Genomic DNA, 14,409 nt, shown 5'->3' on the forward strand with positions numbered 1-14,409 from the left:
GGGTAGTAGCGAAGAGAGGACGTGGAGGCGCGTGCATCAAGTGCTATGTCGCCTGGTTAAATCATCGTGTCGCAACAGGCTGGGCTTCAGGAGGTTGCCAGCCACCACCTAGCGATTTGAATGCCGCTACCGCCGCTCGTGCCGATTCCGTTCGCGCTTGCGCCCGAGCATCGGAAGCCTGCAGCATCGTCTCGTCAGCGTGCAGGACATCGATCAGGCTGGCCGTGCCTTTCTCATAGGCAATGAACGACGATTGGCGAGCCTGCGTCAGAGACGCCTCTCCCCCGGTGAGGATGGTTGCTTGAGCTTCCCGATTCACCAGTGAGGAGAACGCGTTCTCGACATCCTCGGTGGCGCGCAGCACAGACTGACGGTAAGCGGCCAGGGTTTCGGCTTCCTGTCCCTTGGCTTGGTCGATTTGGGCGTTTATGCGACCGAAGTCGAAGAGTCTCCAGCGCAGTCCCAATACGCCCGCCGACTGGCTGGCGCCGCCGGTAAAAAGGTTGCCTGCGGATACAGCCGTGGCACTGCCCAGCAATGCGCTAAGGGAGAATTTCGGGTAGTACTCAGCAATCGCCTCCCCGATGCGTGCGTTTGAGGCCGCAAGACGGCGCTCAGCCACAATGAGGTCTGGCCTGCGGCGCAGCAAATCGGCCGGCGTTCCCATCGCCTTTAACTGCGGCGCTACAGGAATGCTTCCCGCACTTGCCAGTTGCGTGCGGTGAGTGCCTGGCGGCGTGCCGAGCATTACATCCAGCGCATTCATGGCAGCATCCAGACCGGTCTGCAGGACCGGCACTGTCGCTTGGACCTGCGATAGCTCCCCCTCGGTCTGGCGAACCTGATAGTTGGCGGCGAGCCCCTTGCTGTAGAGCAATTGGACTTTCTCTAACAACTCCTGCTGCGTTTTGACTTGCCGATTCGCAATGTCCAGCCGGGTCTGCAGTCCGCGGATAGTGATGTAGATATCAGCGGTCTGCGCGGCGATGGCCAATCGTGTGGCAGCGACGCCCGCCTGGGAAGCCTGGTACTCGGCCAGAGCAGCCTCGCGTCCGCGGCGCAATCCGCCAAAGACATCTACCTCCCAGCTGGCATCGAGGTTGGCCTCGTAGGAGCTTCCGTACCGATCATAGCCAGGAGTTGAGTTCAGCACCTGGCCGAGCGGCGTCTCGATTGACTGGTAGGAGCGTGCGGCCTGTCCGCTGATGTTCCCTGAGGGGAGTAAAGCGGCATTTGCAGCACCTAGTCCGGCCCGCGCCTGTGTGACTCGCGCCGACGCCTGCGCCAGGTCCAGATTCTGCTCAAGCGCCTTGGAGATGAAGTCGGTTAGCACTGGATCACCAAAGCCTTCCCACCAAGCTACAAGGCTGGTCGGCGTCGCGCCAGGCCGCTGTTCGACAGAAGGCTGGCCCAAGTAACGATCCGACAGCGGAGCATCTGGACGATGGTAATCCGGACCGACCGCGCAACCTGCCATCAAGCCGGCGCTGACCAAAAGAGCAATTGGACGGAGGGGAGGCATTGAGATTCCTTCAGTAAGAGGGTATTTGTGACTATATTACTTAATGGTCACATCTTGTCAATTGACGTAATTTGAGCTTTGTCCGGCTATTTTCAGTGCTATATGGGGTTTCTATTGTCGCAGGGAGAAGCTGGAAGCTTCATGGATCGTGACCATTGACACTTATAGTCACTAGGCTGAGAATGTGGCGCTCGTCCTATTTTTAAGTAAGGGAACCTATGCGCCGGCTTCGACCTTTCCCCATTGCCGCTTGCTTGTTGCCTCTCGTCCTGACGGCGTGTGGCGACTCATCCACCGTTGAGGATCCGCGTACGCTTGCCCCACTGGTGAGGGGCTCTGCGGTTCAGGCTTCGTCCGACGTCTCGCGTTCCTTCACAGGTGTAGTGGCTGCCCGCGTCCAGGGCGACCTGGGTTTTCGGGTATCAGGCAAGGTACTTGAGCGTCTGGTTGACACCGGTCAGACCGTTAAACGTGGTCAGCCGCTTATGCGCCTCGACCCCATCGACCTGGGGTTACAGGCGCGAGCACAGCAAGAGTCAGTCATAGCCGCTCGGGCCCGAGCCAAGCAGACAATGGATGACGAGGCTCGATATCGCGACCTGGTCGCCGCAGGCGCTATTTCTGCATCGGCCTACGACCAGATCAAAGCCGCAGCGGATACCGCAAAGGCACAGCTTAGTGCCGCTGAAGCGCAGGCTGATGTAGCCCGCAATGCTTCTGGTTATGCGGTGCTGTTTGCGGATTCCGACGGCGTTGTGGTGGAGACGCTCGCCGAGCCAGGGCAAGTCGTCAGCCCGGGGCAGCCCGTGGTTCGACTGGCGCGGGCAGGTCAGCGCGAAGCCATCGTGCACCTGCCCGAGACGTTGCGCCCCGTAGCAGGATCCACCGCACAGGCGACGCTTTATGGCAACACCACGGATGCTGTTACAGCGAAGCTGAGGCTGCTTTCTGACTCGGCCGACCGAATGACACGCACCTTCGAGGCGCGGTATGTGCTTGAGGGCGCGCTGGCCAATGCACCGATAGGTTCGACCGTCACGCTTCGGATCGCTGAAGGCACCACGCAAGGGCAGGGGCTGCAAGTACCGATCGCTGCCGTTTATGACCCAGGCCAAGGCACTGGTGTGTGGGTCATCGCCGGTACACCGGCGAAGGTGGCCTGGCGACCTGTACAAATCCTGGGCTTGAGCGATGACACAGTGCGAGTCGCGGGCGACCTCAAAGTCGGCGAGCAGATCGTAGCGTTAGGCGCACATCTGTTGCGCGAAGGTGAAGAGGTGAGATTGCCTCAACAGGATGACGCCAAAGTTGCCGGGGGTCGTCCATGAGCGAGGGGCGCTTCAATCTTTCCGCGATCGCAGTTCGTGAGCGCTCTATCACGGTGTTTCTGATCTTCCTGATTGCCGTTGCGGGCATCTTGTCGTTCTTTCAGCTGGGGCGTGCGGAAGATCCACCGTTTACGGTCAAGCAGTTGACGGTCATTACCGCGTGGCCGGGCGCCACGGCGCAGGAGATGCAGGATCAGGTAGCAGAGCCACTTGAAAAACGCCTGCAAGAACTGAAATGGTACGACCGCACGGAAACCTACACCCGTCCTGGCCTCGCTTTCACGATGGTGTCACTGCTCGATAGCACGCCGCCCTCGCAAGTGCAGGAGGAGTTCTATCAGGCGCGCAAAAAGCTCGACGATGAGGCCAGGAAGCTGCCGGCGGGTGTCATCGGGCCAATGGTCAACGACGAGTTTTCGGACGTGACATTTGCACTTTTCGCCCTGAAAGCCAAAGGCGAGCCGCAGCGACTGTTGGTGCGTGATGCAGAGTCGTTGCGCCAACAACTGTTGCATGTGCCGGGCGTGAAGAAGGTCAATATTATTGGGGAGCAGCCCGAACGTATCTTTGTTTCCTTTTCGCATGATCGGTTGGCCACCTTGGGCATCTCTCCTCAGGACATCTTTGCCGCGCTGAATAATCAAAACGTGCTCACGCCCGCCGGTTCGATCGAAACCAACGGGCCGCAGGTCTTCCTCCGGCTGGATGGCGCCTTCGATAAGGTGCAGAAGATTCGTGACACACCCATTGCGGTTCAGGGGCGCACGCTCAAACTCTCTGACGTGGCGACGATCGAACGTGGTTATGAAGATCCCGCAACCTTTCTCGTGCGCAATAACGGTGAAGAGGCCTTGTTGCTGGGGATCGTGATGCGTGAGGGGTGGAACGGTCTTGACCTCGGCAAGGCGTTGGACACGGAGACAGTCAAAATAAATGAAGGCATGCCGTTGGGCATGACGCTCACCAAGGTCACCGATCAATCGGTGAATATCGATTCGGCCGTCGGCGAGTTTATGGTCAAGTTCTTCGTCGCGCTGCTTGTGGTAATGCTTGTCTGCTTTCTCAGCATGGGCTGGCGTGTCGGTGTTGTGGTCGCGGCGGCTGTGCCCTTGACGTTGGCCGTGGTGTTTGTGGTGATGGCGGCCACGGGAAAGAACTTTGACCGTATTACTCTCGGGTCGCTGATTCTGGCGCTCGGGCTGCTGGTGGACGACGCCATCATTGCTATCGAAATGATGGTGGTGAAGATGGAAGAGGGCTACGACCGGATCAAAGCGTCCGCGTATGCCTGGAGCCATACCGCCGCACCGATGCTTTCCGGTACGCTGGTGACGGCTATCGGCTTTATGCCCAACGGCTTCGCGCAATCGACCGCCGGCGAATACACCAGCAACATGTTCTGGATCGTGGGCATTGCCCTGATAGCCTCCTGGGTGGTGGCGGTGGCCTTTACCCCGTACCTGGGGGTGAAGATGTTGCCGAACATCAAGAAGGTCGAGGGTGGTCACGCAGCCATCTACAACACCCGCCATTACAACCGCTTCCGCCAGGTTTTGACACGGGTCATCGCCCGCAAATGGTGGGTGGCCGGTACTGTGATCGCGACGTTTGTTGTGGCGATTCTCGGCATGAGCCTGGTCAAGAAGCAGTTCTTCCCGACCTCGGACCGTCCTGAGGTGTTGATCGAAGTGCAAATGCCCTATGGAACCTCCATCGAGCAGACCAGCGCCACCACCGCCAAGATTGAGGCCTGGTTGCAAAAGCAGGATGAGGCAAAGATCGTCACGGCTTATATCGGGCAAGGCGCGCCGCGCTTCTATCTGGCGATGGCGCCGGAACTCCCTGATCCATCGTTCGCCAAGATTGTAGTGCTGACGGACAGTCAGGAGGCGCGTGAGACCCTCAAGTTCCGTATTCGCGAGGCGGCTGCCGAAGGGCTTGCCCCAGAAGCGCGGGTCAGGGTGACTCAGCTTGTGTTTGGTCCGTATTCGCCATTCCCTGTTGCCTACCGGGTGATGGGACCTGATCCGACAAAATTGCGTGAGATCGCGGGCCAGGTACAGGACGTGTTGCAGGCGAGCCCGATGATGAGAACCGTCAACACCGACTGGGGGCCGCTTACGCCGACGTTGCATTTCACCCTGGATCAGGACCGCCTGCAGGCGGTGGGCCTGACGTCAAATGCAGTCGCGCAGCAACTGCAGTTCCTGCTCGCGGGGGTACCGATCACGGCGGTTCGTGAGGATATTCGTTCTGTGCAGGTGATCGGTCGTGCTGCCGGTGATATCCGCCTTGATCCCGCCAAGATAGAAGGCTTTACGTTGGTGGGCGCGGCGGGTCAGCGGATTCCGCTGTCCCAGGTAGGGGAGGTTGATGTGCGTATGGAGGATCCAATCCTTCGACGTCGCGATCGCACGCCGACCATCACCGTGCGCGGCGACATTGCCGAAGGCTTGCAGCCACCGGACGTCTCGAGCGTGATCATGAAGGAGCTGCGGCCGGTAGTCGACAAGTTGCCTGACGGGTATCGGATCGAGCAATCCGGTGCAATCGAGGAGTCGGGCAAGGCCGGTCAGGCGATAGTGCCGCTGCTCCCGATCATGGTTGCCTTGACGCTGCTGATCATTATTCTGCAGGTACGTTCGATCTCGGCGATGATCATGGTGTTCTTCACCGCGCCGCTGGGATTGATTGGCGTGGTGCCGACACTGCTGATCTTCCAGCAGCCGTTTGGTATCAACGCCCTGGTCGGGCTGATCGCGCTGTCGGGCATCCTGATGCGCAATACGCTGATTCTGATCGGGCAGATCCATCACAACACGCAAGAAGGGCTGGATCCGTTCCACGCGGTAATCGAAGCCACAGTACAACGCGCCCGTCCGGTGCTGCTGACGGCACTGGCGGCCATCCTGGCGTTCATCCCCCTGACACACTCCGTCTTCTGGGGGACTCTGGCCTACACACTGATCGGAGGCACGTTCGTCGGCACCATCATGACGCTGGTGTTCTTGCCAGCGATGTACTCCATCTGGTTCAAGATCCGTCCTGTCAATAAAGGGTCAACTGAAACAGCGAAACTCATGTAGCACGCGAACCCAGAGGAGAGGACGCACCCGTCCTCTCGCCGTTCACCTGACAACTTTCGGCCATCCGCTGCCGCCCAGCATCTAGAATCGACAGCTTATTCGGTGAAGGATGAATCTATGAAAAGAACGGAGTACCTACCTTGAAACCATTCTTTTGAGCTTGACGGCTTTCTTGCTGATGGTCCCGACCGTCTCGGAGACATTGCGTCGAGTCCCCGATGGCCACCCCATCGTCACTGACCCGAATTCGCCATCGCTCAAAGCTGCGCTGGGTTTCATCGCCCTTGCGCTCGTTCTTGGCGTGGCGGCTCAGGTGTTCGCTCTGCGAAAAGACGGCGCGCGCGCCTGCGCAAAATCGACCGACTCAGCGGTTCTTCAGCATCTCGCTAGGCCAACGCGTCGCGCTTGGCGAAGATGCTTGCCATTTGCGCCGCGTTCTCGGTTCCCCAGGTGCACAGCGGGATGATCGCGTCGGCCAGGCTGCGACCGAGCGGGGTCAGCGTGTAGTCCACGCGCGGGGGCACTTCCTTGTAGTCGGTCCGTGCAAGCACTTGATCGGCTTCCAGATCCTTCAACTGCTGGATCAGCACCTTGTCGCTGACGCCAGGGATCAAACGCTTGAGCTCGCCATAGCGTTTCGGACCGTCGCGCAGGAAAAACAAGACCAGCGGTTTCCACTTGCCCGAGATGATGCGCAGCGTGGCGTTGAGCCCGCAGCCGGTGTCGCAGATTTCAGATGTCGTCGTCATTTTTTGATACTTACCAAAAGGTGCATACTTGTCCTTAGGTTATCAGCGCTGCATCCTCGTCTCAAGCAAGCAATTTCCTGCTTGGGTACAACTTCAACGAAGGATGCACGTCATGACCAGACTGAATGGAAAGACCGCCGTGATCACCGGCGGCGCTACCGGTATCGGCCTCGCCGCAGCAAAGCGTTTCATCGAGGAGGGTGCCTTCGTCTTCATCTTCGGCCGCCGCCAGGAAGCGCTCGACGCTGCTGTGGCCGAGCTCGGGCCCAATGCCCGCGCGGTGAAGGGCTCGGTCTCCGATCTGGCCGACCTCGACCGACTCTACGCGGCGGTGAAGGCCGAGCGCGGAACCCTCGACATCGTCTTCGCCAATGCCGGTGCGGGAAGCCCGCTTGCGCTCGGCAAGATCACCCCCGAGCACATTGACGAAACCTTCGAGACCAACGTGAAGGGCTTGATCTTCACGGTCCAGAAGGCGCTGCCGCTGATGGGGCAGGGCGGTTCGATCATCCTGACCGGATCGAGCGCCGGCACCACGGGCGCCCCGGCATTCAGCGTCTACAGCGCAAGCAAGGCGGCCGTGCGCAATCTCGCGCGGACTTGGGCGCAGGACCTGAAGGGCACCGGTATCCGGGTCAACGTGTTGTCGCCCGGACCGACGGCGACCGAACTCGCGAAGGCAGCGCTAGGCGAAGAAGGCATGAAGGTCTTCGCTGCGATGAATCCGCTCCAGCGCATGGCCGATCCGGCGGAAATCGGAGCAGCGGCCGCGTTTCTCGCGTCGCAGGACAGCAGCTTCATGACCGCCAGTGAGGTCGCCGTCGACGGCGGTCTGGCGCAAATCTGATTCGCTACGCCCGAGCGGTCACTCCATTCCAACTTCGGAGCCCGCAGGGCGTGGCAAACCAAAGGAGATTTTTATGAGCTACGCAATTATCGGCTTCGGCAAACTCGGCCAGGCGCTTGCCAAGGCGTTTGCCCGCAAAGGCATCGAAGTATCCGTTGCAACCACGCGCGACCCGGAAAGTTTTGCCGCCGATGCGGCCGCGATCGGACCCTCGATCATCCCCAAAAAACTGGTGGAAGCGCTCACGGCGGACATCATCTTTTTGGCTGTCCGTTTTGAGTCGCACCGGGAAGTCGCGAAGGCGCTGCAGAACTGGAAGGGCAAGACCGTCATCGATGTGACCAATGCCTACGGCGTGCCCCCTGAGGAACTGGGAGGGCAGCCTTCTTCCAAGGTCGTCGCGCAGGCCTTCACGGGTGCAAGACTGGTCAAGGGCTTCAACCATTTGGTTGCTGCCGTTCTAGACCAGGACCCGGCCGTACAGGGTGGCAGGAGAGTCGTGTTCCTGGCGAGCGACGATGACGGCGCCGCAGCGGAGATTGGTGCGCTTGCGGAAAATCTCGGTTTCTCGCCGATCAAACTGGGCGGGCTTTCGGAAGGTGGACTGCTTGTGCAGGCGCGCGGAAACAGCTGGGGTCAGCTGATCTTTAAGGACTTGGTCAAGTTCGACTGATGGATCGTAATCGCAAATTTTGATGCGATCTCCCTCGTGGAAAAGGGCCGCCACAGTCTGATTGAAGTGAGGGCGGCGCCGGCTTCAGGTCCTCGCTGACAGGCCCACAACTTATACGATTGGATAAGTGCCAATTGCGCCGTGACAGGGCGCGTTTGCCGCCTTGTTCATCCCCCGCTCTCAGGAAAGATGCACCCGCCATTGCGGACCAGCGCCTTCACTTCCTCGCTCACCTGCATCGGGTTTTGACTTAATCGAGCAACAAACTCCTCGCGGCGCCGCACGTACGACTTCGAATCATGCTTCGCGCTCCAGAGCACAATGTTGATCACAATGGGAATGAGGTCCAGACCCTTCTCGGTCAACGTGTAAAAGTCCTTGCGCCTATCGTCGGGGCTTGGCGCCTTCGAGAGAACGCCTTGCTTCTCAAGAAAGGCAAGTCGCGAAGCAAGCACATTGGTCGCGATTCCCTCTTCCGATTTCAGGAAATCGCCATACGTCTTCTTTCCCACAAAAACGATGTCGCGAATGATCAAGAGCGACCAGCGGTCGCCGAAAATCTCCACGCCGTAGTTCACCGCGCAATGGGACCGAAAGTCTTCTTTAAGAGTTGTCTTCATGGCTGGATCTTAGCATCGCTTGCATGTCGCAAGTAAAACTCAGTAGATCGCTTGCTTTTTGCAAGTGAAGCGCCCAGCATGGATCTCACGTTGGATGAGTTCGCCGGATCGCACCAGCAGCCTTGGAATGATCTACCCCATACCTGCAAGGAAACCGCGCATGAGCACTATCAGCATTATCGGCTCAGGTGACATGGCCGCATCGATCGGCGGCCTTGCCGCCAAGGCCGGACACACCGTCGAGGTGATGAGTCGTGACGCCGCCAAGGCGCGGGCGCTGGCCGAGCAGTTCGGAGTCGGCGCGACGACAGGAACGTTCGGCGCAGCCCCCGCCGGGGATATTGTCATCCTGGCGGTTCCGTACTCCGCCGTTCTCGACGTGGTGAAGCAATACGGGGAAGCACTGGCCGGCAAGCTTCTTGTCGACATCACCAACCCCGTCGCCCCCGACTTCACAAGCTTTGTGACCCCTCAGGACAGTTTCGGTGCACAGGAGATCGCCAACGCCGCCCCTACCGACGCCGAAGTCGTCAAGGCGTTCAACACCCACTTCTCCCACGTCCTGGCCGCCGGTCCTGTCGAGGGTCACCTGCTGGACGTGTTCATCGCCGGGGACGGCGCGCAGGCGAAGGTACGCGTCTCGGCGTTCATCAAAAGCCTCGGACTGCGCCCGATGGACACTGGGCCGCTGCTTATGGCTCGAACGCTGGAGCACGTCTGCCTGTTGTCGCTGGGCCTCATGACCCACTCGGTCAAAAGCACCCATTTCGCGATCGGCGTCAGCCTTCCCGGCTTAGCGCACGCGCACCAGCGCGTCTCGTATCACTCTGCTCAGAAGGGCCAATAACATGTTCGTTTTCGTCACTGGCGGCACCGGCCACGTCGGTTCGTACGTCATCCCCGACCTCATTGCAGCCGGCCACGAGGTCGTCGCTCTGGCAAGGTCAGACGCGTCCGCGTCAGCGGCGTCCGCGCTCGGCGCCAAGGTGCGTCGTGGAGATCTTGCCGACCTCGAAGGGCTCAAGGCGGCGGCGGTCGAGTCCGACGGCGTCATCCACCTCGGATACAGGGCCGAACTGCTTCCGTCCGGCGGGATCGCCGCCTTAGTCGAATCGGAACTCGCGACCGTCCTCGCGTTCGGCGAGGCGCTGGCGGGCACGGATAAGCCACTGGTCGTTGCAGGCAGTATCGGCACGCCCATGAACGTGGGCAGGGCGGCGTCTATCGGCGCACCGGTTAGTCTGGGCCGCCCGGCGACCGAGGATGATCCCGCTCTACCTGGCGGCCCGATCAATTCAGGCACTCTGTTGGCACGCAATATCGTGGAAACCGCTGTCTTGGGCCTCGCCGAGCGAGGTGTTAGATCGTCGGTCGTGCGGATTCCCACTCTCTTACACAGTGCGACCGGTCGCCTGCAGCTGATCATGCTCGCGAAAACAAAGGGTTTCGCCGGCTATCCGGGAGACGGTAAGAACCGGTGGCCCGCGGTGCACGTCCGGGATCTTGCCTCTCTGTTCCGCCTGGCGCTCGAGAAGGGGGCGGCAGGCAAAACCTGGCACGCGATCGGCGACGAGGGAATCCCGTTCCGCGAGATCGCCGAGGCTATAGCCGCTCGCCTGGGAATACCCGCCGTGAGCATCCCTGCGGACGAACTGATGCTGCCGGGCTACTTTGGGTTCCTGGCGGCAGTGGCCACGCTAGACCTCCCCGCGTCGAATGCCATCACCCGTCAGGCTCTTGGCTGGGACCCCGTTCAGCCCGGTCTGATCGAGGACCTCGACAACGGCCATTACTTTCCGCCGACTGACTTGAGCTGACGGCGGGGCGCTGGATCGTTAATGCGCCCGGCACAGTCCCCTAGCACCTTTTCCCGCACCCCATCACCCACGAGGAACACGCATATGCATGTTTTTGTTACTGGCGGCACCGGCCATTCCGGTCCGTACATCATCTCCGATCTTATCGCCGCCGGCCATGAGGTCACTGCTCTGGCTCGGTCCGACACGGCCGCGGCGGAGGCTGCTGCGCTCGGCGCCAAGGTACGTCGCGGCAATCTCGAGGATCTCGACGGGCTAAAGGAAGCGGCCGCAGCCTCGGACGGCGTCATTCACCTCGCGCACCGGCAGGACCTGATTCCAACCGGCGGGATCAACGCCGTTGCGGCCGCGGAGCTTGAGATCATGCTCGCCTATGGCGAAGCACTGGCCGGAAGCGGAAAGCCGTTGGTCGTGTCTGGAAGCGTCGGCTCGCCCGGGTGGGAGGGCTTGGGCCGGCCGGCCACCGAGGAGGATCCGCCCCTTCCTGGCGGCGATCCGTACAAGAATACCCTGCGGGTTCGGAACATCGTGGAAACCACGGTGATCGGTCTCGCCGAAAAGGGCATACGGTCTTCTATCGTGCGGATCCCTGAGATCATGCACAGCTCCACCGATAACGCGGGCTTCCTTCCGCTGTTGATCGGGCTGGCCAAGGAAAAGGGTGTCGTCGGCTACCCCGGAGACGGTGCCAACCGTTGGGGGGCCGTGCACGCCCGTGACCTCGCCACCGTGTTTCGCCTGGCGCTGGAAAAAGGCGCGGCGGGTAGAAGCTGGCATGCAATCGCCGACGTGGCTATCCCGTACCGTCAGATCGCCGAAGCCATTGCCAGCCGGTTAAATCTGCCGGCCGTGTCTATTCCCGCGGACGTGCTGATGCTGCCTGGCTACTTCGGGTTCCTTGCGAATCTGGTCACGCTGGACACCCCGACATCGAACGCCATCACGCGCCGGGTTCTTGGCTGGGAACCTTCCCAGCCCGGACTCTTCGCCGATCTTGATAGCGGTCATTACTTCCCGGCCGACTGACGAGGTGACGGCACACCGCCGGGTCGCACTGCGCCCGGCGGGTGGCCAAGCCGCGACGGCGTAACCCGTCCAGAAAAGCTGGAAAATATCTGATTTCAGAACGGAGACTGCACATGAGCACTATCAGCATCATCGGTTCGGGAGGCATGGCCACGGCGGTCGCCGACCGTATCGCCAAGGCCGGACACACCGTCGAGGTGGTCAGCCGCGATCCCGCCAAGGCGCAGGCGCTTGCCGACAAGCTCGCATCCGGAGCGATCACAGGGACTTACGGCGTCACTCCGGCGGGCGACATCGTCATTCTCGCCGTGCCGTACACCAGTGCGTTGGCGGTACTGGCCGACTTTGGGAAAGCGCTCGACGGTAAGGTGATCATCGATATCACCAACCCGGTCGCTCCCGATCTCTCGGGCCTCGTTACCCCCCACGGCAGTTCCGGTGCGCAGGAGATCGCCAAGGGCGCCCCGGCCAGCGCGCATGTCGTCAAGGCGTTCAATACCCTCTTCGGCCATGTACTTGTGAAGGGTGAACGCCTCGACGCGTTCATCGCGGCGGACGATGCGGACGCCAAGGCGCGCGTCTCGACCTTCCTCGAGAGTCTCGGGCTGCGTCCGTTGGATGTCGGCGGCCTGCAGATGGCCCAGACGCTCGAGTGGCTCGGTCTGATGATGATCGGCCTGGCTAAAAACGGCGCCGGCACCTGGGACATCGCCATGAATGTCGATATCGGCTGAATCACCGACACCACGTCCTCACCAGCAGGCCAACAACGTGTCCGGTTAGATCGGACACGATCCTGGGTAAAGGGAATGGAGAGATTTCGATGAATACACAAGAGAATGTCCAGACTGTGAAGAATTTTTTTGCAGTCATGGGCCGCGGCGATAAGCCAGGTCTGCTGGCGTTGTCTGCCGAAGATATCGAGTGGATCATTCCGGGCGAGGGCTGGCCGCTGGCCGGCACGCACCGCGATTGCCTGGTCGAGAGATGATCTGAGCCGTGCAACCGGGTCGGGAACAGGAAGTCCTCATTGCGAAGATGGGTCTGATGCATGTCTCGTACTCGCAGCTTGGTTAAGTCGCAGGCACGCAGTTTGCTGTCGATGGCCAGGTTGAAGAGAGACAGATCCCGTGTCTTCTCCGTGAGCTGGAGTCTGACCCGGATGGCCCAGATATCTCTAACTCGGAGCGGGGCTTTCTGCCCGACAAGCTTTCCCTTGTTCCAAGGCTGATGGCGATATGAAGCAATAGTGTTCATGGCTTGTCCTCCAGGTTGAGGGAGGACAAGGGTGGATCAGTCACGGTGCGTGGTGGTCGCTAGAATTCGTCCACTGCCGTCAGATACTGTGCAATGTCCCACCCGTGGTTATTTAGGATCCGTGAGATCAGTTAGCGCTTTTCGCTAAGCCCCAACCCAATTCCTCCTAACACTGCCAGCGATGTCAGTACTAAGCGAACGGTGAGGAGCACGTCTGACAGGGATATTCCATGGCTTCGCTGACAGGTTCGATTCCGCGAGTGCATATAGAACTGTAGGTAGTGCGTCGAAAGTCAGAGGAACAGCGGAAGGGTAGGATTGGAGTGAGGGGGAATGCAGCACACTTTAGGCCATAAGCAGTCGGTGACAGGCTAGTGGCAAATCGAAAGCAAGCGGGCGCGCTATCACCGAATTAACTAAATCTTATAGCGATGCCCTAACCACCAATGGACAATCAACTGGCTGGGCTCCCGATACGTCGAGGGTCTCGACCAGGTGCCGTGCAGCCTTGCGACCGATCTCGTAGTACGGCAGTTGCACCGTGGTCAGCGGCGGGATAAACAGCTCAGCAATACCGATCATGTTGTCGTAGCCGAGCACGGCGACATCGTTGGGAATTTTCAGGCCACGGCCCAACAACAGCTGATAGGCACAGAAGGCAATGCGGTCGTTGCCACAGATCAGAATGTCGAATTGGGGGCGACCATCAATGATGTGCCGGTCGAGGATGGCTGCGGTTTCGCCATAGGCGTCATGATCGGAAAGGTCGTATTGCAAGAGCGCGTCAGGCGCCAGTCCGAATGCCTGACAGGCACGCTGCATGCCTTTTTGTCGCAGACCCCAGGCCAGACTCTGTTTTGGCAGATTGATACACAGAGGGCGCTTATAGCCGAGGTTCAACGCGTGGTGTACGGCCCGATACTGCCCCATTTCGTCGTCTGGTACATAGCTAACGAGACGGCTGTCATCTGCCAGGCAATTGGCGAGCACCAAGGGTTTGCTCTTCAATCGCTCGGGAATGCACACCTGGCGAAACCTCATGGCGCTGAAGATCAAGCCGTCGGGACGGTGCGATAGCATCAGGTCGATGTTCTGGTCGGTGGGCGGGTTGCTTAACAGGTTGAGGATAAATACATTCCAGCCAGCTTGCTGCGCGGTCTGCTCGATGGACAGCAGCAGCTCGACCGCGAATGGTGTGGTCGCGGTGTCCAGCGCGAACACACCGATGGTTCGCGACTGGAGGTTGTCGCCGCGCATCTTGCGCGCCGACAGGCTCGGTACGAATTGCAGTTCATCAATGGCACGACGCACCCGCAGAAGGGTTTCGGGGCTCAGTTTTTCCGGAGTGTTGAGCGCTCGAGAAACCGTCATCAGGGACACGCCGGCCAGCTGTGCAACGTCTTTCACTGAAGTCATGCGAAGTGAGGCCGGTCAGGTTGACGCAGAATCATGACACATGGCCCAGGCTTCTCGCGACCCGAATG

13 protein-coding genes and 1 pseudogene are annotated in these 14,409 nt (G+C 60.1%); 9 read left to right on the forward strand and 5 right to left on the reverse strand.

Features of this window, described 5'->3' with window-relative positions; all coding sequences use genetic code 11:
- Nucleotides 1–61: 61 nt before the first annotated feature.
- The gene (locus ACN1C3_RS11465) at nucleotides 62–1,522 is read right to left on the reverse strand and encodes an efflux transporter outer membrane subunit (protein WP_419115926.1); all 1,461 of its coding nucleotides are present in this window, start codon (nucleotides 1,520–1,522) and stop codon (nucleotides 62–64) included.
- 218 nt (nucleotides 1,523–1,740) lie between these two features.
- Here ACN1C3_RS11465 and ACN1C3_RS11470 point away from each other — a divergent pair, with 218 nt between their 5' ends.
- Nucleotides 1,741–2,850 carry an efflux RND transporter periplasmic adaptor subunit gene (locus tag ACN1C3_RS11470; protein ID WP_419115927.1) on the forward strand — a complete coding sequence of 370 codons (1,110 nt, stop codon included), beginning with the start codon at nucleotides 1,741–1,743 and terminating at the stop codon, nucleotides 2,848–2,850.
- Nucleotides 2,847–5,936, forward strand: coding sequence for an efflux RND transporter permease subunit (locus tag ACN1C3_RS11475; RefSeq protein WP_419115928.1), 3,090 nt, complete (start codon nucleotides 2,847–2,849; stop codon nucleotides 5,934–5,936). The genes ACN1C3_RS11470 and ACN1C3_RS11475 overlap by 4 nt, the downstream gene beginning before the upstream one ends.
- 386 nt (nucleotides 5,937–6,322) lie before the next feature.
- Here ACN1C3_RS11475 and ACN1C3_RS11480 read toward each other — a convergent pair whose 3' ends face one another.
- Nucleotides 6,323–6,685 carry a winged helix-turn-helix transcriptional regulator gene (locus ACN1C3_RS11480; RefSeq protein WP_056744504.1) on the reverse strand — a complete coding sequence of 121 codons (363 nt, stop codon included), beginning with the start codon at nucleotides 6,683–6,685 and terminating at the stop codon, nucleotides 6,323–6,325.
- A gap of 112 nt (nucleotides 6,686–6,797) precedes the next feature.
- On the opposite strand from ACN1C3_RS11480, the gene ACN1C3_RS11485 reads away from it, so the two are divergent.
- Both ACN1C3_RS11485 and ACN1C3_RS11490 read left to right on the forward strand, forming a co-directional pair.
- The gene (locus ACN1C3_RS11485) at nucleotides 6,798–7,532 is read left to right on the forward strand and encodes an SDR family NAD(P)-dependent oxidoreductase (protein WP_419115929.1); all 735 of its coding nucleotides are present in this window, start codon (nucleotides 6,798–6,800) and stop codon (nucleotides 7,530–7,532) included.
- A gap of 73 nt (nucleotides 7,533–7,605) precedes the next feature.
- Complete coding sequence (locus ACN1C3_RS11490; protein ID WP_419115930.1) at nucleotides 7,606–8,205, forward strand: NADPH-dependent F420 reductase; 600 nt, start codon at nucleotides 7,606–7,608, stop codon at nucleotides 8,203–8,205.
- Nucleotides 8,206–8,372: 167 nt separating this feature from the next.
- Here the strand turns inward: ACN1C3_RS11490 and ACN1C3_RS11495 are convergent, their stop codons facing one another.
- Nucleotides 8,373–8,825 (reverse strand): winged helix-turn-helix transcriptional regulator, encoded by a 453-nt coding sequence (locus ACN1C3_RS11495; RefSeq protein WP_056744510.1) that lies wholly within the window; start codon nucleotides 8,823–8,825, stop codon nucleotides 8,373–8,375.
- Nucleotides 8,826–8,985: 160 nt separating this feature from the next.
- Here ACN1C3_RS11495 and ACN1C3_RS11500 point away from each other — a divergent pair, with 160 nt between their 5' ends.
- The 5 genes from ACN1C3_RS11500 (at nucleotide 8,986) to ACN1C3_RS11520 (ending at nucleotide 12,659) form a co-directional block, all read left to right on the forward strand.
- Complete coding sequence (locus ACN1C3_RS11500) at nucleotides 8,986–9,672, forward strand: NADPH-dependent F420 reductase (RefSeq protein ID WP_419115931.1); 687 nt, start codon at nucleotides 8,986–8,988, stop codon at nucleotides 9,670–9,672.
- A gap of 1 nt (nucleotide 9,673) precedes the next feature.
- Entirely contained in the window at nucleotides 9,674–10,642 is a 969-nt protein-coding gene (locus ACN1C3_RS11505) for an SDR family oxidoreductase (protein ID WP_419115932.1), read from the forward strand.
- Between the two features lie 84 nt (nucleotides 10,643–10,726).
- Nucleotides 10,727–11,668 carry an SDR family oxidoreductase gene (locus tag ACN1C3_RS11510; RefSeq protein ID WP_419115933.1) on the forward strand — a complete coding sequence of 314 codons (942 nt, stop codon included), beginning with the start codon at nucleotides 10,727–10,729 and terminating at the stop codon, nucleotides 11,666–11,668.
- A gap of 113 nt (nucleotides 11,669–11,781) precedes the next feature.
- Nucleotides 11,782–12,402 (forward strand): NADPH-dependent F420 reductase, encoded by a 621-nt coding sequence (locus tag ACN1C3_RS11515; RefSeq protein WP_419115934.1) that lies wholly within the window; start codon nucleotides 11,782–11,784, stop codon nucleotides 12,400–12,402.
- Between the two features lie 89 nt (nucleotides 12,403–12,491).
- Nucleotides 12,492–12,659, forward strand: a complete 168-nt coding sequence (locus tag ACN1C3_RS11520; protein ID WP_419116101.1) for a nuclear transport factor 2 family protein — start codon at nucleotides 12,492–12,494, stop codon at nucleotides 12,657–12,659.
- Here ACN1C3_RS11520 and ACN1C3_RS11525 read toward each other — a convergent pair.
- Both ACN1C3_RS11525 and ACN1C3_RS11530 read right to left on the reverse strand, forming a co-directional pair.
- Nucleotides 12,641–12,925: pseudogene (locus tag ACN1C3_RS11525) on the reverse strand (integrase); the annotation flags it as partial. The gene ACN1C3_RS11520 and the pseudogene ACN1C3_RS11525 sit on opposite strands and share 19 nt — an antisense overlap.
- 423 nt (nucleotides 12,926–13,348) lie before the next feature.
- Nucleotides 13,349–14,341: a LacI family DNA-binding transcriptional regulator gene (locus ACN1C3_RS11530; RefSeq protein WP_419115935.1), complete on the reverse strand. Its 993-nt coding sequence runs from the start codon at nucleotides 14,339–14,341 to the stop codon at nucleotides 13,349–13,351.
- Nucleotides 14,342–14,409 lie beyond the last annotated feature (68 nt).

It is taken from the genome of Pseudomonas sp. H11T01 (assembly GCF_048515765.1).
Classification (GTDB): domain Bacteria; phylum Pseudomonadota; class Gammaproteobacteria; order Pseudomonadales; family Pseudomonadaceae; genus Aquipseudomonas.

What these genes read in the sequence shown, in the direction of transcription:
- ACN1C3_RS11495 (WP_056744510.1), bottom strand. Translation starts at nt 8,825, where the DNA reads ATGAAGACAACTCTTAAAGAAGACTTTCGGTCCCATTGCGCGGTGAAC.
- ACN1C3_RS11510 (WP_419115933.1), top strand. Translation starts at nt 10,727, where the DNA reads ATGCATGTTTTTGTTACTGGCGGCACCGGCCATTCCGGTCCGTACATC.
- ACN1C3_RS11500 (WP_419115931.1), top strand. Translation starts at nt 8,986, where the DNA reads ATGAGCACTATCAGCATTATCGGCTCAGGTGACATGGCCGCATCGATC.
- ACN1C3_RS11470 (WP_419115927.1), top strand. Translation starts at nt 1,741, where the DNA reads ATGCGCCGGCTTCGACCTTTCCCCATTGCCGCTTGCTTGTTGCCTCTC.
- ACN1C3_RS11505 (WP_419115932.1), top strand. Translation starts at nt 9,674, where the DNA reads ATGTTCGTTTTCGTCACTGGCGGCACCGGCCACGTCGGTTCGTACGTC.
- ACN1C3_RS11515 (WP_419115934.1), top strand. Translation starts at nt 11,782, where the DNA reads ATGAGCACTATCAGCATCATCGGTTCGGGAGGCATGGCCACGGCGGTC.
- ACN1C3_RS11490 (WP_419115930.1), top strand. Translation starts at nt 7,606, where the DNA reads ATGAGCTACGCAATTATCGGCTTCGGCAAACTCGGCCAGGCGCTTGCC.
- ACN1C3_RS11480 (WP_056744504.1), bottom strand. Translation starts at nt 6,685, where the DNA reads ATGACGACGACATCTGAAATCTGCGACACCGGCTGCGGGCTCAACGCC.
- ACN1C3_RS11530 (WP_419115935.1), bottom strand. Translation starts at nt 14,341, where the DNA reads ATGACTTCAGTGAAAGACGTTGCACAGCTGGCCGGCGTGTCCCTGATG.
- ACN1C3_RS11485 (WP_419115929.1), top strand. Translation starts at nt 6,798, where the DNA reads ATGACCAGACTGAATGGAAAGACCGCCGTGATCACCGGCGGCGCTACC.
- ACN1C3_RS11465 (WP_419115926.1), bottom strand. Translation starts at nt 1,522, where the DNA reads ATGCCTCCCCTCCGTCCAATTGCTCTTTTGGTCAGCGCCGGCTTGATG.
- ACN1C3_RS11475 (WP_419115928.1), top strand. Translation starts at nt 2,847, where the DNA reads ATGAGCGAGGGGCGCTTCAATCTTTCCGCGATCGCAGTTCGTGAGCGC.
- ACN1C3_RS11520 (WP_419116101.1), top strand. Translation starts at nt 12,492, where the DNA reads ATGAATACACAAGAGAATGTCCAGACTGTGAAGAATTTTTTTGCAGTC.